The 23609-nt window shown below is 69.7% G+C and carries 12 protein-coding genes; 11 read left to right on the top strand and 1 reads right to left on the bottom strand.

The features are described from left to right. Window positions 1-4: 4 nt before the first annotated feature. A complete protein-coding gene (locus BLR21_RS00400) occupies window positions 5-667 on the bottom strand; it encodes a lytic polysaccharide monooxygenase auxiliary activity family 9 protein (RefSeq protein ID WP_090003637.1) in 663 nt (220 codons plus the stop codon). Between the two features lie 143 nt (window positions 668-810). On the opposite strand from BLR21_RS00400, the gene BLR21_RS00395 reads away from it, so the two are divergent. The 11 genes from BLR21_RS00395 to BLR21_RS00345 all read left to right on the top strand — a co-directional run bounded on the left by BLR21_RS00395 (window position 811) and on the right by BLR21_RS00345 (window position 23598). Next, window positions 811-1713, top strand: coding sequence for an alpha/beta hydrolase (locus BLR21_RS00395; RefSeq protein WP_256334348.1), 903 nt, complete (start codon window positions 811-813; stop codon window positions 1711-1713). 41 nt (window positions 1714-1754) lie between these two features. Then, window positions 1755-2810 carry a FecCD family ABC transporter permease gene (locus BLR21_RS00390; protein ID WP_090003636.1) on the top strand — a complete coding sequence of 352 codons (1056 nt, stop codon included), beginning with the start codon at window positions 1755-1757 and terminating at the stop codon, window positions 2808-2810. Next, entirely contained in the window at window positions 2807-3871 is a 1065-nt protein-coding gene (locus tag BLR21_RS00385; RefSeq protein ID WP_218130693.1) for a FecCD family ABC transporter permease, read from the top strand. The genes BLR21_RS00390 and BLR21_RS00385 overlap by 4 nt, the downstream gene beginning before the upstream one ends. 29 nt (window positions 3872-3900) lie before the next feature. Then, window positions 3901-4734: an ABC transporter ATP-binding protein gene (locus tag BLR21_RS00380; protein WP_090003635.1), complete on the top strand. Its 834-nt coding sequence runs from the start codon at window positions 3901-3903 to the stop codon at window positions 4732-4734. A 95-nt stretch (window positions 4735-4829) separates the two neighbouring features. Beyond that, window positions 4830-5858 (top strand): iron-siderophore ABC transporter substrate-binding protein, encoded by a 1029-nt coding sequence (locus BLR21_RS00375; protein WP_218130692.1) that lies wholly within the window; start codon window positions 4830-4832, stop codon window positions 5856-5858. Window positions 5859-5901: 43 nt separating this feature from the next. Beyond that, entirely contained in the window at window positions 5902-7698 is a 1797-nt protein-coding gene (locus BLR21_RS00370; protein WP_090003633.1) for an ABC transporter ATP-binding protein, read from the top strand. Between the two features lie 29 nt (window positions 7699-7727). Further along, window positions 7728-18587 carry a non-ribosomal peptide synthetase gene (locus BLR21_RS00365; RefSeq protein WP_218130691.1) on the top strand — a complete coding sequence of 3620 codons (10860 nt, stop codon included), beginning with the start codon at window positions 7728-7730 and terminating at the stop codon, window positions 18585-18587. Next, window positions 18574-20265, top strand: coding sequence for an ABC transporter ATP-binding protein (locus BLR21_RS00360; protein ID WP_218130690.1), 1692 nt, complete (start codon window positions 18574-18576; stop codon window positions 20263-20265). The genes BLR21_RS00365 and BLR21_RS00360 overlap by 14 nt, the downstream gene beginning before the upstream one ends. Next, a complete protein-coding gene (locus BLR21_RS00355; protein ID WP_090003632.1) occupies window positions 20262-21224 on the top strand; it encodes an alpha/beta hydrolase-fold protein in 963 nt (320 codons plus the stop codon). Before BLR21_RS00360 ends, BLR21_RS00355 begins: the two co-directional genes overlap by 4 nt. 161 nt (window positions 21225-21385) lie before the next feature. Then, entirely contained in the window at window positions 21386-22459 is a 1074-nt protein-coding gene (locus BLR21_RS00350; protein WP_090003631.1) for a hypothetical protein, read from the top strand. 2 nt (window positions 22460-22461) lie between these two features. Next, window positions 22462-23598 (top strand): toxic anion resistance protein, encoded by a 1137-nt coding sequence (locus tag BLR21_RS00345; protein WP_090003630.1) that lies wholly within the window; start codon window positions 22462-22464, stop codon window positions 23596-23598. The last annotated feature ends 11 nt before the right edge of the window (window positions 23599-23609 follow it).

Raw genomic sequence — 23609 nt, 5'->3', positions numbered from 1 at the left:
GTTCTCAGCCGAAGTTCACGTCACTGCACCACATGTACGCCTGGTCCAGGTGTGAGGCCTGCCAGATCGTGAACACCACGTGGTGGCCGCGGTACGCGCCGGAGGTCTGGACGTTGAACCTGATGTCCTTGGCCGGAGCGAACCTGCCGGTCTGCGTGATGAAGTCGAGGTTGCCCCAGCCCAGTCTCTGGGTGGTCGGGTCGAACCCGTTCTTGCTGATGTAGACGCGCAGGTAGTCAGCTCCGTGACTGGCCTGGTCGTACAGGTGCATCGAGAAGCTGCTGCCCAGGTTGGTGGTCTTCCACCGGCCGGGCGTGTTCAGGGAGTTGTTGCGCGCCAGGGCGTTGCTGCAGAGCTGTCCGTCCGGAGTGGCCGCCTGGAAGTTCCCGCGGAGGCCGTCCCGCAGCGCGCTCATCCAGTTCCACATCGTGTCGGCGTTGGCCTGGAAGGCCTGCCAGCACATGGGATCCTGTTGCTGCATGGCCGGATTCGTGTGCTGGCTGCCCCACGTCTGCCAGCACTGGTAGGCGCGGGTGGCCGGCCCGACGATCGTGCCGTGGGCCGACGCCGTGGGCGTCCAGAGGAACGTGCAGACCAGCGCGCTGATGACGAGCGCGACCAAGCCCCGCCGTCTGGTGAGCGACCCGAAGGTGCTGCGCTTGCGCATGAATGAGCCTCCGATCTCCGATGATCGACGTTCAAACAGCAGCGGCGGATTGGGAGCGCTCCCAGGACATCAACCTTACAGATAACGCTGAGAGATCACAAGAGTACGCGGAGTGATCACCGCACACGACAAGGAGATGCCCAGTGCGACTGAGGTTGACCGACTTCATGGACCCGGAACTGGCACCGCACGTCGAGGAGGCCCGGACCGAGAACACCCGCAGGGGAACCAGAAGGGGCCCGGCCAACGCCGATGAGCTCCGGGAGATGAGGCTCGCCACGCTCGGCGGTTCGACGACGGTCGAGGCGAACGGCCGGCGGGTGCCCGTCAGGATCCACGAGCCGGCAGGCCGTCCGAACGGCGTCTACCTCCACTTCCACGGCGGCGGCTTCTACCTGGGTGTCACGGCGCAGGACGACGAACGCGACCGGCGGCTCGCGGACGCGCTCGGCGTCGTGGTGATCGGCGTCGAGTACCGGCTCGCTCCGGAGCACCCGTGGCCGGCCGCGCCCGACGACGCCGAGACCGCGGCGCGCTGGCTGATCGAGCACGCCGAGGAACGCTTCGGCACCCGCCGGATGGTCATCGGCGGCTTCTCGGCAGGCGCCACCCTTGCCGTGACGACGCTGCTCCGGCTGCGCGACCACCCGTTCGCCGGCGCGGCACTCCAGTTCGGCACGTACGACCTGAGCGGCCTCACCCCGGCCGGGCGGCTGATCGCGGACGAGTACTTCATCAAGGCCTACGCGGGACAGGCGCCCGACCGCACCGTCCCGGACATCTCACCGGTCTACGGCGACCTGCGCGGTCTACCGCCGCTGCTGATGGTCGTCGGAGCCCTGGACGTCCTATTGGAGGACAACCTGGCCATGGCGGCACGGGTGGCGGCGGTGGGCGAGGTGGACCTGCGGGTCTACCCGGAGTCCCGGCACGGCTTCACCAACCGCGACACGACGATCGCCCGGACGGCACGCCACGACATCGAGCAGTGGATCGCCGGGGCGCTGGAGAAGACCGTGCGAACGATCGAGGTAAGGGTGCCCTGACCGAGCAGGCCGGGCGGGAGCTAACGTAACCCGTCGTGAGCATGGTCGTGGAGCAACGCGTGCCCGAGGCCGCGCCAGGGGAGAGTCCGCACCGGCGGCGCCGGCTCGGGCTGGCGGGTCTGCTGGTGTTGCTCGCCGGGGCGGCGGTGCTGTCGCTGGTGATCGGCGCGCGGTCGCTCACCCCGGCCGAGGTGTGGCAGGGGTTGTTCGGCGATCCCGGCGACGACCAGCGGCTCGTCGAGATCACGCTGATCGTGCAGACGCTGCGCGTGCCGCGGACGGTGCTCGCGATCGTGGCGGGCATCGGGCTCGGTGTCGCGGGCGCGTTGATCCAGGGGCACACCCGTAACCCCATCGCGGACACCGGGCTGCTCGGCGTCAACTCCGGGGCGTCGTTCGCCGTGGTGCTCTCGGTCTACCTGTTCGGCCTGCAGAACCCGGTCCAGTACATGTGGTTCGCGTTCCTCGGGGCCGGCGTGGCGGGCGTGGTGGTGTTCGGGCTCTCGAGCCTCGGGCGGGGCGCGGGCAACCCCCTCACGCTCGCGCTGGCCGGGCAGGGCGTCACGGTCTTCCTGGCCGCGATGACGACCGCGGTCGCGCTGGGCGACAAGCAGACGCTCGACGTGCTGCGGTTCTGGAACGCGGGTTCGGTGCAGGGCGTCGGGTTCGACGTGATCACGGTCGCGGCGATCTTCATCGGTGTCGGCCTCATGCTGGCGATGGTCAACCTGCCGGTGATCAACCTGCTCAACCTCGGTGACGACGTCGCGCGCGGCCTCGGCGTGAACATCGCGGCCGGCCGCACCGTCGGCGTGCTGGCCGTCACGCTGCTCGCGGGCGCGGCCACGGCGGCTTGCGGGCCGATCGCGTTCCTCGGCCTGATGGTCGCGCACGTCGCGCGGTGGTTCACCGGGCCGGACTACCGCTGGCTGGTGCCGTACGCGGGGTTGCTCGGCGCGGCCGTGCTGCTGCTCGGCGACATCGCGGGCCGGCTCGTCGTGCGTCCCGCCGAACTGCAGGCCGGCATCGTCATCGCACTCATCGGCGCCCCGTTCTTCGCGGTGCTGGTCTGGCTCGGGAAGTTCAGGCAGACATGACCATCGCACCGGAAACTCCCGAAATGCACCGCGGCCTGCGCGTCGGCGGCTGGTCCTGGGTCTGGCGGCCGTGGCCGGTGCTCGTCACGGTCGTGCTGGCCGCGCTGACGTTCCTGATCTTCTGCGTGTCGATCGCGGTCGGCGACTTCACCATCGAACTGCCCGCCGTGTTCAGGACGCTCATCGGGCAGGGCGAGCGGGTCGACGAGTTCGTGATCATGGACCTGCGGATGCCGCGGTCCCTCGTCGGTCTCATCGCCGGGGTCGCGCTCGGCATCTCCGGCGCGCTGACCCAGTCGATCGCTCGCAATGCGCTGGCCAGCCCCGACGTGCTCGGCATCACCGGCGGCGCCAGCGCCACGGCGGTCTTCATCGTGACGGCCGGCGGCGGCGCGGCGATCGGCGGCGCCGTCGGGCTTTCCACGGCCGCGCTCACCGGCGGGCTGCTGACCGGCTTCCTCGTCTACTTCATGGCGTGGAAGAAGGGCATCGACGGGTTCCGGCTGATCCTCATCGGCGTCTCGGTCAACGCGGTCATGCAGGCGCTCACGACGTGGCTGCTGGTGCTCGCCGACATCCGTGACGTGGCCCGCGCGCAGCGGTGGCTCGTCGGATCGCTCGACTCGCGGTCGTGGACCGAGGTGTGGGCGTCGCTCTGGATCATGGCCGCGCTGGTCGTCGTCGTGCTGGTCGTCGCGTTCCAGATGCAGCCCATGCACTTCGGTGACGACGTCGCCGCGGGTCTCGGTGTGCGCTACTCGGCCGTGCGCGCGGTGCTCCTCCTTTGCGCGGTGCTGCTGGCCGGTGTCGCGGTCTCCGCCGCAGGTCCGGTGCCGTTCGTGGCACTGGTCGCACCGCAGATCACCATGCGGCTGTTGCGCTCCCCCGTGCCGCCGGTGATGGCGTCGGGGCTCTTCGGCGCGCTGCTGCTGATCGGGTCGGACCTGATCGCGCGGACCCTGCTGCCCAACGACCTGCCCGTCGGCGTCGTCACGGCGATCATCGGTGGTCCGTTCCTCGTCTACCTGCTGGTGCGCTCGAACCTCCGACGCGCCGCCTGAGGTAAGCCTTCATTAAGTAAGGTTGACCTATGACCGCGCTGCGCAACGATGCCGCCCGACTGGGGGCCGAGGGCGTCACGGTCGGGTACGCCGACCGGGTCGTGCTCGACAACCTGGACGTCGCCATCCCGACCGGGGTGATCACCACGGTCATCGGACCCAACGGGTGCGGCAAGTCGACGTTGCTGCGGACGCTGTCCCGGTTGCTCAAACCGCGCCAGGGCACGGTGCTGCTCGACGGCGGCGACATCGCGCGGCTCAAGACCAAGGACGTCGCGAAGCGGATGGGCCTGCTCCCGCAGACCCCGATCGCGCCGGAGGGACTCACGGTCGCCGACCTGGTCGCCCGCGGCCGGCACCCGCACCAGAGCTGGGTGCGCCAGTGGTCGAGCGACGACGCGGACGTCGTCGCCAGGGCGTTGCACATGACCGGGGTGGCCGATCTCGCCCACCGCCCGGTCGACTCGCTCTCGGGCGGCCAGCGGCAGCGGGTGTGGATCTCCATGACGCTCGCGCAGGGCACCGATCTGCTGCTGCTGGACGAACCGACGACCTATCTCGACCTCGCGCACGCGATCGACGTGATCGACCTCGTCGACGACCTCCACGAGGGCGGCTGCACGATCGTCATGGTCCTGCACGATCTGAACCTGGCCGTTCGTTACAGCGACAACCTGATCGTGATGAAGTCGGGATCAATTGTCGCGCAGGGGCATCCGAGCGAAGTGATCACGAGCGAGTTGTTGCTGGACACGTTCGGTCTGCAGGCGAAAGTCATCGACGATCCGGTCAGCGAACGTCCATTGATCGTCCCTATCGGCCGGACACACGTGGTATCGAAGAGTGACCAAGACCTAAGTTAGCCTGCCCTAACCGGGTGATAAGGTTCGCCTGTCCTAATTTCCCCCCGCCGCGTGGGCAGCGAAGAACGAGGTGCCGAATGGGCCAGAGAACGACCATGACCTGGAAGCGACTGACCGCTGTGGCAGCAGCCGTGGTGGTCGGTGCCAGCGTCCTCGCCGGGTGCGGTTCCTCCACGCCTGCCACGACCCCGGACGCGGGCAACGCCTCCGGTGGCACGTTCCCGACCAAGGTCGAGCACTTCTTCGGCACGACGGAGATCAAGGAAGCGCCCAAGCGCGTCGTCTCCCTCGGCTACACCGACGAACAGACGCTGCTCGCGCTGGGCGTCGTCCCGGTCGGCATGGTCGACCAGTACCCGAACCCCGAGGGCAAGAAGCCCGACATCAACACCCAGTGGCCGTGGGTGAAGGACAAGTGGGGTTCGACCACGCCCGAGGTCATCATGAAGAACGGTGACACCGAGCCGAACTTCGAGAAGATCGCCGAGCTCCGCCCGGACCTGATCGTCGCCGTCTACTCCGAGGCGACCCAGGAGTGGTACGACAAGCTCACGAAGATCGCCCCGACGGTCGGCCGCACCAAGGACGAGAAGGAGCCCTTCTCCGCCAAGTGGCAGGACAACGCGCTGCAGGTCGCGAAGGCGATCGGCAAGGGTGACGAGGGCGCCAAGGCGATCAAGGCGATCGACGACAAGCTCGCCGAAGCCAAGAAGGCGAACCCGGCCTGGGCGAACGAGACCGCGGTCGTCGCGTCCTGGTACAAGGACGCCATCGGACCGTTCGCGACGACCGACGTGCGCGGACAGGTCCTCTCCGGCATTGGTTTCAAGGGCAACACGAAGGTCGACGAGCTCGCGGCCGGCAAGTTCTACGTGTCGCTGTCCCCCGAGCGCATCGACGTGATGAACGTCGACCGCATCTTCATCATCAACGACGAGGCGGACCTGAAGGCGCTCAAGGGTTTCGAGCTCTTCAACAACCTGCCCGCGGTCAAGGCCGGCAAGGTCCACTACATCCTCGACAGCGAGGGCCCGGCCATCGGTGCCGCGATCTCGCAGGCGACCCTCGCGTCCATGCCGTACGCGGTGGACGAGCTCGTGAAGGCCGCCAAGTCCGTCGGCTGATCTTCCTTTCACAGCACCAAGATCCAGCGAAAGGCCTCCCCCCGTGACCACGAGCGTCTCCGGCGCGCCGGCGAAGATCCTGCGCACGGCGTCCGGGCGGGAGGCTTCTCGCTGGGTGTACGACCACTGCCGTTCCGCCCCCGGTCTGCCGATCGCCACCATGCTGGCGACGGTGGCCGGGGCGGTGCTGCAGATCGTTCCCGTGTTCCTGCTGGGCACCGTCGTGGACGGGGTCGTGCAGGGCCGCGACGCGTCGATCCTCTGGACGATCGGCATCGCGACGGTCGTCTCGGCGCTGGCCGGCGCGGCCATGACCGCGGTGTCGACCTACCTCGTCGGCCGGGTGGGCGCGGACATGCTGGCGCGCCTGCGGGAAGGCGCGGTCCGCGCGGTGCTCGGGATGCCCAGCGCGCGCATCGAGGAAGTCGGCCGCGGTGACGTGCTCTCCCGCGTGGGTGACGACGTCGCCGTCATCTCCAAGGGTTTCCGCACGGCGATCCCGACGATCTTCTCCGCGGTGGTCCTGGTCGTCATCGCCACCGGCGGCATGTTCGGGCTCGACTGGCGGCTCGGTCTCGCCGGCGCCTGCGCGCTGCCCGCCTACTGGCTGGCGTTGCGGTGGTACCTGCCGCGGTCGCAGCCGCTCTACCGCGCCCGTTCCGAGGCCCAGGCCGATCGCGCGCAGGCGTTGATCAGCGGCCTGGACGGCATTGCGACCGTGCGTGCCTACCGCCTGGAGAACGCGTTCCGGGACAAGGTGACCGCGGAATCGTGGCGGGTGCGCAACATCGGCATCGACGTCTTCCGGTTCTTCGGCCGGTTCATCGGACGGGAGAACCGCGCCGAGTTCATCGGGCTCGGGCTGATCATCGTCGTCGGCTACTTCCTGGTGACCAACGGGCAGTCGTCGCTGGGCCAGGTTTCCGTCGCGGCGCTGTTGTTCCACAAGTTGTTCGTACCGCTCGGCCTGATCATGGCCTTCTTCGACGAGGCGCAGAAGTCCGGCGCGGGGCTGACCCGACTGGTCGGCGTGACCACCGAATCCGACGGCGACGAACTCGTGCGCAGCGCGGTGGCCGTCGATCCCGACGCACGGCCACTTCCGGTGTCGGTGCGCGGGCTTTCGTTCCGCTACCCCGAATCCGAGCACGACGTGCTGCGGGACGTCGACCTGGAGATCCCGGCCGGAACGTCGCTGGCGCTCGTCGGCGCGACCGGCGCGGGCAAGACGACGCTGGCGGCGCTGGTCGCCGGAACCGGCACGCCGCTGACCGGATCCGTGCACATCGGCGAGTCCGACCTGGCAGGCCTGGACGAGGCGGGAGCCCGCGCGCTCGTCAGCATCCTGACCCAGGAAGCGCACGTGTTCGCCGGCCCACTGGCCGAGGATCTCCGTTTGGCCGCACCGGATGCGACCGACGACGAGCTGATGGACGCGCTGCGGACCGTAGGCGCGGATTCGTGGGTCGAAGCGTTGCCGCAGGGCCTGCAAACCGATGTCGGCGAGGGCGGCGAACGACTCGACGTGACCAAGGTCGCCCAGATCGCGCTGGCCCGCCTGGTGCTCGGCCGCTCCCCCGTCGTCGTGCTGGACGAGTCGACGGCCGAGGCCGGCAGCCAGGGTGCCGCCGCGCTGGAACGAGCCGCGCTCGCGGCCTGCCGGGGCCGCACCACACTCCTGGTCGCACACCGCCTGACCCAGGCCATCGCGGCGGACCGGATCGCCGTTCTCGACGCGGGTCGCGTGCTGGAACACGGAACTCACGAAGAACTCGTCGCGCGTGACGGGCGTTACGCTGCCCTTTGGGCCGCTTGGCGATTCGGAACCTCAAGTACTTAGGTTAGGCTTCCTTCACCGATCGTGAAGGGATGGCTGAGTCGTCGATGGAACAGATGGCCGAGCACGACGTACTTCTTTCGACCGCCCGGATCGCCTCCGTTCGGCGCCGTGCCGGTGAGTACCCGCAGCGGACCATCGCCGTCGCGAGTGCCGTCGCCCTGAACCACTGGGCCATCCCCGGTTTCGCGGTCGACGGGTTCGAGCTCACCCCCGCGACGTTGTTCAGCGATGTGCTCGTGTGGGCCGACAAGGGCCAGAACTCCGATGTCGCGCAGCGGCCCGACGGCTGGGCGATCCCCGTGCCGGACGGCGTCGATCTGGCTGCGGCGCAACGGGTCCTGGACGACCTGGCCGAGTTCCCCAACCGCGCCATCGGCACGCTGACGTCCCAGCCGGCCGGCGAGCGGCTCGCGGACCTGGCCCGCTGGAACGACAACGAGTTCCCGCGCGACCGGCCGAGCATCGTCGAGCTGTTCCGCGAGCAGGCCCGGCAGCGCCCGGACGCCGTCGCGATCAACGACGGCGACCGCGCGTTCACCTACGGCGAGGCGCTGGCCCGTTCCAACCAGCTCGCCCGCCACCTGATCGCCCGCGGTCTCACCACCGAACAGGTCGTCGGGATCTCGCTGCCCCGCTCGGCCGAGATGGTGATCAGCCTGCTCGCCGTGCTGCAGGCGGGGGCCGCGTTCGTACCGCTCGACCCGCAGTGGCCGGGTTCCCGCCGCGAGTCCGTGATCACCGACGCGCAGGTCGTCCTGCTTCTGGGCGCCGGTCAGGAGAACGAGCCCGAAGCCGTCGCGGTCGACCTGGACGACTGGGGGTTCGCCGAGCACTCCGCCGAGCCCACCGACGTCACGATCCGCGGGGCGCAGCTGGCGTACGTGATGTTCACGTCCGGCTCGACCGGCCGCCCCAAGGGCGCGATGATCCGGCACGAGGCGATCAGCGAACGCCTGCTGTGGCAGGTGGACCAGATCCTCCACTTCGGACACTCGGACGCGTCGCTGTTCAAGGCGCCGCTGTCGTTCGACATCTCCATCAACGAGATCTTCCTGCCGCTGGTGTGCGGCGGGCGGACCGTCGTGGTGCGCTCCGGTGGCGAACGCGACCCGCACCACCTGCTGCACACGATCGACCGCCACCGCGTGACGTTCGTGTACCTGGTGTCGTCGATGCTGGACGTGCTGCTGAACATCGCGGGCGACGGCGAACTCACCAGCCTGCGGCACGTGTGGTGCGGCGGCGAGGTGCTCACGCCGGAGCTGTACGAACGGTTCCGCACGCGGCTCGACATCCCGATGTACCACGGCTACGGCCCGGCCGAGGCCACGATCGGCGTCTCGCACGTGATCTACCGCGGCGAGGCCGAGCGGCTGTCGACGTCGATCGGCAAGGCCAACCCCAACACCGACCTGTACGTGCTGGACGACGAGCTGCGGCCGTGCCCGATCGGTGTCGGCGGCGAGCTGTACATCGGCGGATTCCTGCTGGGGCGCGGTTATGTGAACGCTCCGGGGCTGACGGCGTCGCGGTTCGTCGCGAACCCGTTCGCCACCGACGGTTCGCGCCTCTACCGGACCGGCGACCTGGCGCGGTTCGCGCCGGACGGGTCGCTCGACTTCCTCGGCCGCGTCGACAACCAGGTCAAGATCCGCGGCATGCGGCTGGAGCTGGAGGACGTCGAGGTCGCGCTCGCCGAGCACCCCGGGGTCCGCCACACCTGTGTCGTGGTACGCAAGAACTCCGCCGGCGGCAACTACCTCGTCGGGTACGTCGTGCCGTCGGACGAGGGCCTGACCTCGGACGCCGTGAAGCAGTGGGCGACCGAGAACCTGGTCGAGTACATGGTGCCCACGCATATCGTGGTGATGAACGAGTTCCCGTTGACCGCCAACGGAAAGCTGGACCGCCGCGCGCTGCCCGAGCCCGTGATGGAGACCGGCCCGGTGACCGCCGCCGCCACCGACGACGAGGCCGTGATCTGCGCGGCCGTCGCCTCGGTGCTGCGGGTCGAGCAGGTCGGCGCGGACCAGGACTTCTTCGAGCTGGGCGGCGACAGCATCCTCGCGATCTCGTTGCTCAGCGCGTTGCGGGCGGAAGGCGTGTTCGTCACCGCCACCCAGATCTTCGTCAACCGCACGCCGCGCGCGCTCGCCGCCGTCGCGTCCCGTGACGGTGCTTCGGCCGTCGACCACGACGACGTGCCGACCGGCCCGGTGGCGGGTCTGCCGATCGTGCAGTGGCTCGGCGAGACCACGGACGCGATCGACGGGTTCGTGCAGTCGGTCGTGCTCAACACCCCGGCCGAACTCACCGCCGACGCGTTGACACAGATCCTCGACGCGGTGGTCGCGCGGCACGACATGTTGCGCGCCAAGCTGGTCCGGGGCTCGAGCTGGTCGTTCGACATCCCCGCGGACGGGCCTGCGCTCTGGCAGGAGAGCGACGCGCCGCTGGAGGCGTGCGTCGCCACGGCGACCGAGGGACTCGACCCGGACGCGGGCATCATGCTGCGCGCGGTGTGGCGGCCGCAGGCGCGGCAACTCGTGCTCGTGATCCACCACGTGGTGATCGACGGTGTCTCGTGGCGGATCTTGTTCGACGACCTCGCGCTGGCGTGGCAGCAGGTCTCGTCCGGTGCGGCCGTGGAGCTCCGGCCCGTCGGCACGTCGTTCCGGCGCTGGACCCAGTTGCTGGAGCAGGCCTCGTTCTCGGCCGACCGCGTGTACTACGAGCGTGCGCTGCCGGGCGTGGACCAGCTGCTCGGCCGGCGTGAGCTGACCGAGGCCGATGTCGTTGCGGGCGAACAGGTTCGCACGGTGACCGTTGGTTCCGCCGCCACGGCCGCGTTGCTGGGCGACGTGCCGGCGTTGTTCCACGCGAAGGTCAACGACGTGCTGCTGACGGGTCTCGCGGTCGCGCTGGCCCGGTGGCGGCGCGACAACGGTCAGGACCAGACGTTCGCGCACGTCGAGCTGGAGGGCCACGGCCGGGAAGGCCGGTTCGTACCGCGCGACCCCGATCTGTCGCGCACGGTCGGCTGGTTCACGACGCTGTTCCCGGTGACCGTGGATCCGGGTTCCGCCGATGATCTGGGTGCGGCTTTGAAGCGGGTCAAGGAAGACCTGGCCCGGGTGCCGAGCAACGGTGTCTCCTACGGCGCGTTGAGGTACCTGGGGCGTGCGGAGTTCGACGCGTCCCGGCCGCAGGTGCTGTTCAACTACCTCGGCCGGTTCTCCGGCGGTACGACCGGTGACTGGCAGCTCGCGGAGAACGCCGGGCAGCTCGGCGAGAAGCGCGACCCGGCGATGCGGCTGCCGCGCGCCCTGGAGTTCAACGCCTCCGCCGAACCCGGTGCCGACGGAGAACTGGAACTGGTCACCGTGATCTCGTGGCCGTCCGGGGTGTTCACCGACGAGGACACCGCCCGGATCGGCGCGTACTTCGTGGCCGCGCTGGAGGGACTCGCCGCGTTGACGCAGGGCGGCCACTCCCCCAGCGACTTCGACCTGCTGCCGCTCGCCCAGTCCGATGTGGACTCACTGGATTCCGCTGTTCTGCGTGACATTCTGCCGTTGACGCCCTTGCAGGAAGGCCTCTACTTCCACTCGGTGTTCGACGACGAGTCGGCGCACCGGTACGTCGAGCAGCAGCTGCTCACGCTGACCGGCCCCGTGGACGCCCGCAAGCTCGAAGCGGCTGCCGCCCGCGTGCTGGAACTGTTCCCGAACCTCGCGGCCCGGTTCGCCGGTCTCGCCGACGGGCGGGTCGTCTCGGTGCTGGAGTCCGGTGTCCGGCCGGAGTTCTCCACTGTGGACGGTCAGGGCATGACCGATGAGGAGATCCAGGAGTACGCCGAACGCGACCGGGTCGCCGGGTTCGATCTCGCCCGCGGCCCGTTGATGCGCTTCACGCTGATCCGGGTGGCACCGCAACGGTTCGTGCTGGTGCAGACGGTGCACCACATCATCGCGGACGGCTGGTCGGTGCCGCCGATGCTGCGCGCGCTGCTGGCCGAGTACTCCACGCCGGGTTCGGTGCACCCGCGCGGCAGTTACGCCGACTACGTGCGCTGGCTGGTGAACGCGGACGCCGAAGAGGGCGACCGGGTCTGGTCCGAGGAGCTGGCCGGGCTGGCGGCGCCTTCGTTGGTGGCGGAGGGGCACACGCCGTCCGAGCTGTTCGACGACGTGGTGATCGACGCGGCTCCGGACCTGAACGCTGCGACGCGCGCGGCCGGTGTGCCGCTGAGTGTCGCCGTGCACAGCGCGTGGGGCGTGACGCTGGGCGGCATTCTGGGCAGCCAGGACGTCGTGTTCGGGTCGACGGTGTCCGGTCGTGACGCCGACGTTCCCGGCATCGCCGAGATGGTCGGCCTGTTCATCAACACGATTCCCCTGCGTGTCTGCTGGTCTGGTTCTTCCGCGCGTGCGCTGCTGGAATCGGTGCGAGCGCACCAGACCGCGGTGTTGCCGCACCAGCACGTGTCGCTGACCCGGATCGGGCGGCAGGCTCCGCACGGTTCGGCGTTCGACACGCTCGTCGTCTTCGACGTCGCCACGGACGTGACCGCGTTGGAAGGTCCGTTCACGATCGCCGAGGTCGTGAACGAGGGCGCGCCACACTACCCGTTGACGCTGGTGGTCGAGCGTTCCCTCGACGGCGCGCTGCGGTTCAACCTGATCTACGACACGACGATCGTGCGCGCGGATGGCGCCCGCACGATCCTGCAGGCGTTCTCCGACACGCTGAACTCGTTGCTGCACGAGGAGAACATCCCCGCTGTCTCGCTCTCGTCCGCGCGCGCTGCGGCACCCGTTGAGCCGGTCACGTTGGCGGAACTGTTCGACGCCGCCGCGGTGCGTGACCCGTCCGCGCGGGCCGTGACGATGTGCCACCTCGACGGCAGCTCCGAAGGCCTGTCGTACGGGATGCTGGTCGACGCCAAGAACCGGCTCGCTCGCACCCTGGTCAACGCGGGAGTCGGTCCGCGCCAACGGGTCGCGGTCGCGATCGGCCGTTCGTTGCAGCAGGTCGTCGCGCTGGTCGGCATCGTGTCGGCGGGTGGCGCGTACGTGCCTTTGGATCTTGCCTACCCGGACGAGCGGCTTCGGTACGTTCTCGCCGACTCGGCACCGCAGGTCGTTCTGGTCGAGGCCGAGCATCGCGAGCGCTTCGAGCGTCTGCTCTCCGCGGCCGGCGTGCCGGCGCGGGTGCTGGTGTACGGCGAGGAAGTGCCCGGCGAGGCGCGGATTCCGTCGTTCGACTGGCGTAACCCGGCGTACGTGATCTACACGTCCGGCTCCACGGGTAAGCCCAAGGGTGTCGTCGTGTCGCACGCCGCCGTGGTGTCGCTGCTGGCGAACACCCAGGCGGACATGAACTTCGGTCCGGACGACGTGTGGACGCAGTTCCACTCGTACTCGTTCGACTTCGCAGTCTGGGAGCTGTGGGGCGCACTGGTCCACGGCGGCGAACTGCTCGTCCCCGACCACGGCCTGACCCGTTCGCCGGTCGACTTCCACAGGCTGGTTCGCCAGCGTGGCGTCACCGTGCTGAACCAGACGCCGTCGGCGTTCTACCAGTTCATCGAGGCCGACCGGCTGAGCGAGCCGCTGCCCGCGTTGCGCCGGGTGATCTTCGGCGGCGAAGCCCTGGAACTGTCGCGGATGCGCGGCTGGGTCGAGCGCTACGGCACCTCGCGGCCCGAACTGGTCAACATGTACGGCATCACCGAGACCACGGTCCACGTGACGCATCGGGTGCTGGACTCCGTGGACTTCGCATCAGGGCGTGAGGTCAGCCCGATCGGCGGCCCGATCCCCGGTCTGCGCACGTACCTGCTGGACGCGTCGTTGCGGCCGGTCGCTCCCGGGCAGGTGGGCGCGATCTACGTGGCGGGCTCGCAGCTCGCTCTGGGCTATCACAACCGGCCGGATCTGACGTGCAGCCGGTTCGTGGCGGACCCTTTCGCCGCTGACGGTTCGCGCATGTACAACTCGGGCGACCTGGCCCGTCGTGCGCTGGACGGCTCGCTGGAGTTCATCGGCCGCGCCGACAACCAGGTGCAGCTCAAGGGATTCCGGATCGAGCTGGGCGAGGTCGAGTCGGCGATCCGCTCGGTACCGGGCGTCGTCGACGTCGCCGTGACGGTGGCGGACACCGCCGACCATCTCGTCGCGCACGTGGTGGGCACGCCCGCCACGGACATCACCGTGTTCCTCGGGACCAAGCTGCCGGTGCACATGGTGCCGCAGCGGGTGATCACCCTGGACGCGCTGCCGTTGACGGTGAACGGCAAGCTGGACCGCGGGGCACTGGAACAGCGCGCTCGCTCTGTCGAGGACACGCCTGTCGTCACCGGCTCGCCGGCGGTGGAGTCGCTGGTCGGCATCTTCGCGGATGTGCTGCCCAGGGCTGTGGTGGACGCGGACACGGACTTCTTCGTGGCCGGCGGGGACAGCATCATCGCGATCGGGGTGGTGAACCGGGCTCGGGCTTTGGGAGTGCGGATCTCGCCGCGTGACCTGTTCCTGCACAAGACACCTCGGGCCCTGGCGGCGAAGTTCGCGGTCGCGCCGGTGGCGGCACCGGTGGTGGCCGAGCCTCAGGACGGACCGGTGGTGCCGACGCCGATCGTGCTGCGGCAGCGGGAGCTGGGCGGGGAGCTGAACCTGTTCGCCCAGGCGCGGCAGGTCGAGTGCGCGAGTTTGGCGGACGCGCAACGGGCCGCTGACGCCGTGGTGAAGGCTCACGCCGCCCTGCGGATGCGGCTGAGGGTCGCGGACGGGGTGTGGTCGTTCGGAATCGATTCCGATTCGCGGGCCCCCTGGGGGGATCGGGTCCCCACTCCAATCATCCCAAGCGGGTCTGACAGTTCTGGTGATCTTGAGGTTGCGGTCGCCACCACCGACGACCCGCAGACCGCCGCCAACGAGGCCGCCCGCCGCCTCGATCCCCAAGCCGGCGCGATGGCCGCCTTCACCTGGCTCGAACCCAGCCGCACCCTGATCGTCGTGGTCCACCACCTGGCCGTGGACGCCGTCTCCTGGCTGATCCTGCTCGACGACATCAACGCCGCCATGCGCGGCGAGGACCTGGCGCCCGCGACCACCTCCTTCGCCGCCTACACCAGCGCGCTGACCCTGAGCGCGCAGTCCGGCGGCGACCTGCGCCGGTGGATCGAGGTGCTCGACACCCCGTCCCTCACCCCGCAGATCGGCGCCCAGCGCGAGGTCACCGTCAACCTGTCCGCCGACATCACCGGCCGTGTCGTGCACACCGCGCCGACTGCGCTCGGCATCGGCCTGACCGAACTGCTCGCAGGTGCGTTGCGCACGGCGTTGACGGAGATCCAGGGCACGCCCACGGACCTGGTGGTCGAGTTGGAGCGCCACGGTCGTGTCCCGGTGCTGGAGCACCACGACTACACGCGCACAGTCGGCTGGTTCACCTCCATCGCGCCGGTGAAGCTCAGTCCGCACACCAACCCCGTCGACGCCGCACGCGAACTCGTGCAGCGTCAGCCGGACGAGGAGCAGCACGTCGAGTATGGCCGGCTCCGGTACCTGAACCCGCAGACCGCGCCCGTGCTGGCCGCGCTGCCGAGGCCGCAGGTGCTGTTCAACTACCTGGGCCGGGGCAGCGAGTCGCAGGCGCTGCACCTCGACCTTGGCTCGCAGCCGAGCCCGTACGCCGTCGAGGTCAACTGCTGGGTCGACACGGGCACCGGCAGCCTGCGGGCGACGTTCGCGCTCGCCGAGGACGTGTCGGACGAGATCGCGGCACGCTGGCTGCTCGCGCTGGAACGGATCGCGGACACCTCGGTCACCGCGACCCGCACCGCGCCGGTGTCACCGTTGCAGCGCGGTCTGTACTTCCAGGCCGCACTGAGCGCGGCCGGGCATTACGTGGCGCAGAGCTACTTCACGTTCGACCGCCGCCTCGAAGCCGACAAGCTGGCCAAGGCGATGGCGCACGTCATCGCCAAGCACCCCGTCGTCGGCGCGGGCTTCGCCGATGAGGACGGCACTCCGGTCCAGGTCCTCACGCCTGGTGGCGGCGTCGAGGTCCGCACGGTCGACGTGCTGAACCAGGACGCGGTGGACGCGCTGCGGATCGAGGACCGCGGCACCGGCTTCGACCTCGAACAGCCCCCGCTGGTGCGGCTCACCGTGCTACGGCTGCCGGACGGCCGGGACGCGCTGCTGTTCAGCTACCACCTGCTGCTGTGGGACGGCTGGTCGCGCGAGATCGTGCTGCGCGACCTGTTCGGCGCCTACCAGGCGCTGCTGGCCGGCGAGCCGGTCGACTCGACGCCCGCGACGCCGAGCTTCGAGAGCTACTGCCGGGCGCTGGCGGACAAGGACCAGCAGGCGGCGGAACGGTTCTGGGCTCAGTACCTGGCGGAGCTGCCCGGACCGACGCTGCTCGGCGACGGGTCCACTTCGGACACTCTGCCGACCAAGATCGTGCGGACGTTGTCCGAAGAGGACTCCAGCCGCGTCCGTGAGACGGCGAGCAGGCACGGCGTCACACTCAACTCGGTCGTCACCGGTGCGCTCGGGCTGCTGCTCGGCAGCGAGACCGGGCGGGGCGACGCCGTCTTCGGCGTCACCGTCTCCGGACGTGAGGAGGAAGGCACCGAGAACATCGTCGGCGTGCTGCTCAACACCGTGCCGATGCGGGTGTCGGCACGGCCTCAGGACACCGCGGCCGAGTTCCTCGCGAACGTGCAGGCCTCGCGGGTCGACGCCATGGAGCACGAGCATGTCGGGCTCGGCGAGATCCAGCGGGCGAGCGGGCACGACCAGCTGTTCGACAACCTGTTCGTGCTGCAGAACTTCCTGGACGACAGCACGTTCGACGAGCTCAACGCGCGCAACGGGATCGTCGGCCACGAGTCGGAGGACTCGACGCACTACCCGTTCACCTGGGTCGTGACGCCGGGCCGGCAGCTCACGGTCAAGCTGGAGTACCGACCGGAGGTCACCGCCCCGGCCACGGCTGAAAGACTGTTCGACGACTACCTGCGGATCCTCGGCGACCTCGCCGCCGCGGAAGGCCCGCTGGGCACGATCCGCGGCACGGTACCGGCGCCGGAGCTCAACCCCGCCAACGACTTCGGCAACCTGACCGTGGTCGACCTGTTCGACCAGGCGGCCGACCGCGACCCCGGCAGGACCGCCCTCGTCGCGCACGGCAGGACGATGACGTTCGCGGAGCTCAGGGACCGCAGCCGCCATCTGGCCGGAGTGCTGGCGGGCAAGGGGATCGGCGTCGAGACGTCGGTCGCCATCGCGGTGCCGCGGTCGCTCGACTGGGTCGTGGCGTTGTTCGGGATCCTGCGCTGCGGCGCGGCGTACGTGCCGCTGGAGCTGGACCACCCGGACGAGCGGATCGCCGCGATCATCGAGGACGCGCGACCGTCGCTGATCATCACGACCAGTTCGGTGGCGCCGCGGATCCAGGGCGAGACCTTCGTGCTGGACGAGACATGGCCAGACGCCGAACCGGTGACGACGTTCGCCCCCAACGACCCGAACAGGCTCAAGCACGCGGCCTACACGATCTACACCTCGGGTTCGACCGGCAAGCCCAAGGGCGTCGTGACCGAGTACGCCGGCCTGACCAACATGCTCGTCAACCACCAGCGGCGGATCTTCGAGCCGGTGCTGGCCGAGCACGGGCACCGGACGTTCCGGATCGCGCACACCGTGTCGTTCGCCTTCGACATGTCGTGGGAGGAGCTGCTCTGGCTCACCGACGGCCACGAGGTGCACATCTGCGACGAGGAGCTGCGCCGCGACGCGACGGGGCTGGTCGAGTACTGCCTGGAGCACGAGATCGACGTCATCAACGTGACGCCGACCTACGCGCAGCAACTGGTGGCCGAAGGGCTGCTGGGCGCGGAACACAGGCCGGCACTCGTGCTGCTGGGCGGTGAGGCCGTCACACCGACGCTGTGGCAGCAGCTCGCGGACACTCCCGGCACGATCGGCTACAACCTCTACGGGCCGACGGAGTACACGATCAACACGCTGGGCGTCGGCACGTTCGACTGCGTCGACCCGGTGGTCGGCGTGGCGATCGACAACACCGACGTCTACGTCCTCGACCCGTGGCTGCGGCACGTGCCGGACGGCGTCGCCGGTGAGCTCTACGTGTCCGGCGTGGGCATCGCGCGCGGCTACCTCGGGCAGCCGGGGCAGTCCGCCGAACGGTTCGTGGCCTGCCCGTGGGTGCCCGGTGAGCGGATGTACCGGACCGGTGACCTGGTGATCCGGCGCCCGGACGGCAACCTGCTCTACCTGGGCCGCACGGACAAGCAGGTCAAGATCCGCGGCCACCGCGTCGAGCTGGGCGAGGTCGAGGCACGGTTCGCGGCACATCCGGGCGTCCGGTTCGTCGCGGCCGTCGCGCAGGCCGACCCGCAGGTCGACGGCGCGTACCGGCTCGCGGCCTACCTGGTGCTGGCCGACGGAGCGGACATCCCGTCGGTCGCGGCGGAGGCCGGCGCCGGCCTGCCGGACTACCTGCGGCCGTCGCACTACGCCGCGGTGGACGCGATCCCGCTCACGGTCAACGGCAAGGCGGACACGTCGGCCTTGCCCGAGGCCCGTCCGCTCGGCACCCTGATGACCAAGGCCGAGGACCGGGAACTGACCGAGACCGAGACGATCGTCCGCGAGATGTTCGCGGAGGCACTCGACCTCGACGAGGACGAGGTGGGCATGGCGAGCGGCTTCACCGAGCTGGGCGGGCACTCGATGCTCGCGGTGCGGCTCATCGGACTGCTCCGCCGCGAGTTCGGCCCGGTCGTCACGATCCGCGACCTGCTGTCCCTCTCCACCCCCGAAGCGATTGCGCGCCAAGTTGACGAACACTGAAGTCCAGACGGGCAAGGAGATCCTGAGGATCGCCTTGCGCCGCAACCGCGGCGCCATGACGTCCGGGACCCTGCTGATGGGGTCCTACCAGGCCGCCGAGACCGCCGTGCCGATCCTGCTCGGCGTGATCGTCGAGTACGCGCTGCGCGGCGGGCAGCTCAGCTCGCTCGGGCTGGCGCTGCTCGCGCTCGGTCTCGTCATGGCGACGGTGTCGTACTCGTGGCGGTTCGGCATGCGGATCCTGCAGAAGGCGAACACAACCGAGGCGCACCGGTGGCGGGTCGAGGTCGCGGACCGCGGCCTGCAGCCGGTGGCACGCGAGGTCGACCTGAAGTCCGGCGAGGTGCTCACCATCGCCACCGAGGACGCCGACCAGACCGCGGACATCATCGAGGTGGTGCCGCTGCTGGTCAGCTCGCTGGTGTCGGTGGTCATCACGGGTGTCGTGCTGGCGGTGATCAGCGTGCCGCTGGGTGTGCTGGTGTTCGCCGGCACGGCGGCGATCCTGAGCGTGCTCAGCGTGATGTCGCGGCGGATCGGCAGCAACACCCAGGTGCAGCAGGCGAAGGTGGCGCGGGCCGGGGCGAAGGTGTCCGACCTGATCGCCGGTTTGCGGCCGCTGCACGGGTTCGGCGGCAGCTACGCGGCCTTCCAGGCCTACCGCCGGGTGAGCACCGAGGCGAAGCAGCAGTCGATCGTCGTGGCGCGGGTCAACGGCGTCTACGCCGGGTCGGCGCTGGCGCTGAACTCGTTGCTGGCGGCGGCGGTGACGCTGTGGGCGGGCCTGCTGACGTTCCGGGGCGAGATCACCATCGGCCAGCTGGTGATGGTGGTCGGGCTGGCGCAGTTCCTGATCGAGCCGCTGAAGCTGTTCTCGGAGATGCCCAAGTACGTGATGATGGCGCGGGCCTCCGCCGAACGGATGGCGCTGGTCCTCGCCGCCCCCGCGCGGATGACCCCCGGTGTCGAGGAGGTCGTTTCGGCGAGCGGGCTCGAAGTCTCCGGTGTCACGCACGGAACGTTGCGGGACCTGACGTTCTCGGTGCAGCCCGGTGAGTTCGTCGCGATCGCCGCGTACCAGCCGCAGGCCGCCGCCGAGCTGGCCGCCGTGCTGTCCGTCGAGGTGCCTCCGGCTTCGTACTCGGGTGTGGTCCGGGTGGGCAAGCAGGAGGTCGCGGCACTGACGATCGCGAGCGTGCGCACCCACCTGCTGGTCAACCCGTCGCACCACGAGGTGTTCGCCGGAACGTTGCGGGACAACGTCGATCCGGCCGGCACCAGCACTTTGGTGGACGAGGCCGTGTCCGCCGCGATGCTGACCGACGTCGTGGCCCTGCACTCCGACGGCCTCGACTACGCCGTGCGCGACCGGGGCGCGAACCTGTCCGGCGGGCAGCGGCAACGGTTGTCGCTGGCACGTGCGTTGGCCGCGAACCCGGAGATCCTGGTACTGCACGACCCGACGACGGCCGTCGACGCGGTCACCGAGCAGCTCATCGCCCGCAACCTGACCGAGTTGCGGCGCGGCCGGACGACCATCGTGATCACCAGCAGCCCGGCGTTGCTCGACGTGGCCGACCGGGTGATCGTGCTGGACGGCGGCACGGTCGCGTCCGAGGGCACGCACCGCGAACTGCTCGGCCGCGACACCTCCTACCAGCTGGCGGTGGCCCGATGACGAGGTTCGAGTGGCGCGGAGGCCCGGCCTCCCTGCGGTTCGAGAGCGTCCTGGACCCGGTCGAGCTGACGCACGAGAAGGACGACCTGTGGTCCGCCGAGGTCGACATGCCGGCCCGGCTGCGCGTGACCTACCACTTCGTCGCGGAGGGCGAGGAGCACGCCGACCCGTCGAATCCCGCCGGGGCGGGCCCGAACCGGTCGATCTTCGCCACACCGGACCTGGAGCCGCAGCCGCACTGGCCCGTCGTCGGACCGGACGAGGTGCTGGACGTGCCACCGCTCCGCATCCGGTGGAACGGTTCGCTGGGACGCAAGACGGTGCGCGTGCACCAGGGCGGTGAGCCGGTCGTGCTGCTGCTCGACGGCGACGACTGGATGTACGTGCATCCCGCCGTCGCCGCGTTCGAGTCGGCGGTGAAGAACGGTGAGATGCCGCCCGCCACGCTGGTTTTCCTTCCCACACCTCGTGATCGCGATGCCGAGTACGGCTCTTCCGGACTGTGGCAGGCGATCCGGGACGAACTACTGCCGTTGCTCGCCTCGAACGGCGTGACCGTGGACCTGGCGCGGTTCGTGGTGGCCGGGCAGAGCCTGGGCGGGCTCAGCGCGTTCCAGGCGGCGCTGGACTTCCCCTCGCTGGTGTCGAAGGTGGCGTGCCAGTCCGGGTCGTTCTGGTACGCCCGCGACCTGCCCGAGCACGGACTCTCCCTCGACGGCCCAGCCGGCGGTGACACCGCTGCACGTCTGCGCGCGGTGCCGAATCTGTCCGGGCTGCGAGTCGCGTTCGACGTCGGTGAGCACGAGCCGAGGATGCACCGGCACTGCTCGGTGGTGGAAGAGCTTGCGGCGCAGGCAGGTGCGACCGTGCGGGTGAACCGCTCCCCCGCCGGGCACGACCGGGCAGGCTGGCGGCACGCGCTGGTGCGCGACGTCGCGTGGTTGCTCAGCGATCTCTGAGCTGACGGTCACAAGCGGTCTGCCGGCGAGGGGGAGCCACTCGGAACTCATCGGCGCGTTCACGGATTGTTCATCTCACGATTGCGACGACCGCCCCCGCAACGGCGTCGAAGTGACGAAAGATCTGTTCCCTGACAGGGCTTTTCGGCATGAGGTGGACAGTGAAGAGAACGCTCGGCATAGGTCTTGCGGTCGTGCTGCTGGTCGGCGTCGTGACGGCGATCGTCCTGGGCCAGGGTTCCGGCGAACGGGCCCAGCTCCAGACCGTCCGCGGTGTGATCGGCTCGGAGAAGCTCGCCTTCTTCGCCGACCAGCGGGTCAAGGACGTGTTCGCGAAGCACGGTCTGAAGGTCGAGGTGGATCCGGCGGGATCGCGGCAGATCGCGACGGCCACGGACCTGAACTCGTACGACTTCGCTTTTCCTTCCTCGGCGCCCGCCGCCGAGAAGATCCAGCGCGACCGCAGGGCCGCGCGGACGTACGCGCCGTTCTCGTCGCCGATGGTGGTCGCCACGTTCGACCCGGTCGTCGACCTGTTGACGAAGGCCGGCGTGGTCAGGTCCGGGCCGGGCTACCAGACGTTCGACGTGCAGGCGTACCTGGAGCTCGCGGCCAAGGCCACCCGCTGGGACCAGCTGCCGGGCAACACGGCCTATCCCGCGCGCAAGAACCTCCTCGTCACGACGACCGATCCGCGTGACTCGAACTCGGCGGCGATGTACCTGGCGATCACGTCGTTCGTCGCCAACGGCGGGGTGGTGTCGTCTCAGGACGCCGAGGCCAAGGTGCTGCCGGCGGTGTCGAAGCTGTTCCTGGACCAGGGATACACGCAGAGCAGCACCGAGGGACCGTTCGAGGACTACCTGTCCGCGGGGATGGGCAAGACGCCGCTCGTGCTGGCGTACGAGGCGCAGTTCGCGGACCGGGTGGTGCGGGGCGACTCGTCGATCCGGCCGGACATGAAGCTGCTCTACCCGGCGCCGACCGTGCTGTCCAAGCACACGCTGGTGCCGTTGCGTGAGGCCGGCGATCGGGTCGGGCAGTTGCTGCTCGGCGACGCCGAACTGGGCAGGCTTGCCGCGACGTTCGGGTTCCGCACCGCTGATCCGAAGCACTTCGACGACATCGTCAAGGAGAAGAGCCTGACCGTGCCGCAGACGATCGTGGACGTGGTCGAACCGCCCGCGCACGAAACCCTGGAACGGATGCTCGAGGCGATCGCGAAGCAGTACTGACGATGACCGACTTCGTTCTCACACCGCCGGATCCCGTCGAGCCCGTGCCGGTCGACCGCGCGGCCGGGCTCATTCCCGTCGCCGACAGGACCGAGTTGTCGTCGCGCGCCGAGGCCTTCGTGTCGGCCCTGGGCGCCGTCGACCCGCAGTCACCGGACTTCGGCCGGATCGCCGACGAGGCACTGGTGCTCGGCGAGGCGGAGATGCGGATGGCGGCGCAGATCGCGGGCCGGCTGCTCGACCGCACGCTCGCGTCCGTCTCGTCCCCGCACGGCGCCCAGGTCTCGACGAGCCTGACCGAGCTGCGGCGCTCCGTTCGCGAGCTCGACCCGCAGGACCTGAGCAAGCTGACCGGCCGCAAGATCCTCGGCTTCCTCCCCGGCGGCAACTCGGCCCGCGGCCTGCTGGCACGGCTGCGCGCGGCCGACGAGCCGCTCAACCGCATCGTGCTGAGGCTCCGGTCCGGGCAGGACGCGCTCAAGCGCGACAACGCGGCCATCAAGGGCGAGCGGCAACGGCTGTGGGACCTGATGACCAAGCTGGCACAGGACGCCGCCCTCGCCGCCGAGATGGACGAGGCGGTGCAGCGCCAGGTGGCGATCCTCGACCTCGCCGAACCCGCACGCGCCCAGGCGTTGCGTGCCGACGTGCTCTTCGGCCTGCGGCAACGACATCAGGACCTGCTGACCCAGCTCGCCGTGTGCGCGCAGGGGTACATGGCACTGGACGTGGTGCGCCGCAACAACGACGAGCTGGTCAAGGGCATCGAACGGGCGGTCAGCACGACCGTCACCGCGTTACGGATCGGCGTGGCGGTCGCGGCTGCGCTGGCAGGCCAGCGCGAGGTGATCGACCAGGTCGACGCCGTGCGCGGCCTGACCGACTCGATCCTGCGCTCGAACGCGACGCTGATGTCGTTGCAGGGCGCGGAGATCCAGCGCATCGCCGCGACTCCGGCCGTCGGCATCGAGGCGGTGCGGACCTCGTTCGACCAGATCTACGCGGCGATCGACGCGATCGACACGTTCAAGGCCCGTGCGGCCGACTCCATGTCCAGCACGGTCTCCGCGCTGGACACCGAGATCCGGCGCGCTCACGACCACCTGACCCGCGTGCGGGAGACCGGGGACCAGCCGTGACCCGCCGCTTC

This window comes from Lentzea albidocapillata subsp. violacea, from assembly GCF_900100275.1.
GTDB classification, from domain to species: domain Bacteria; phylum Actinomycetota; class Actinomycetes; order Mycobacteriales; family Pseudonocardiaceae; genus Lentzea; species Lentzea violacea.
Note: the sequence above shows the minus strand (reverse complement) of the source record. Positions and strands in the feature narration are given on the sequence as shown.

What these genes read in the sequence shown, in the direction of transcription:
- BLR21_RS00400 (WP_090003637.1), bottom strand. Translation starts at nt 667, where the DNA reads ATGCGCAAGCGCAGCACCTTCGGGTCGCTCACCAGACGGCGGGGCTTG.
- BLR21_RS00380 (WP_090003635.1), top strand. Translation starts at nt 3,901, where the DNA reads ATGACCGCGCTGCGCAACGATGCCGCCCGACTGGGGGCCGAGGGCGTC.
- BLR21_RS00365 (WP_218130691.1), top strand. Translation starts at nt 7,728, where the DNA reads ATGGCTGAGTCGTCGATGGAACAGATGGCCGAGCACGACGTACTTCTT.
- BLR21_RS00375 (WP_218130692.1), top strand. Translation starts at nt 4,830, where the DNA reads ATGACCTGGAAGCGACTGACCGCTGTGGCAGCAGCCGTGGTGGTCGGT.
- BLR21_RS00345 (WP_090003630.1), top strand. Translation starts at nt 22,462, where the DNA reads ATGACCGACTTCGTTCTCACACCGCCGGATCCCGTCGAGCCCGTGCCG.
- BLR21_RS00355 (WP_090003632.1), top strand. Translation starts at nt 20,262, where the DNA reads ATGACGAGGTTCGAGTGGCGCGGAGGCCCGGCCTCCCTGCGGTTCGAG.
- BLR21_RS00390 (WP_090003636.1), top strand. Translation starts at nt 1,755, where the DNA reads ATGGTCGTGGAGCAACGCGTGCCCGAGGCCGCGCCAGGGGAGAGTCCG.
- BLR21_RS00385 (WP_218130693.1), top strand. Translation starts at nt 2,807, where the DNA reads ATGACCATCGCACCGGAAACTCCCGAAATGCACCGCGGCCTGCGCGTC.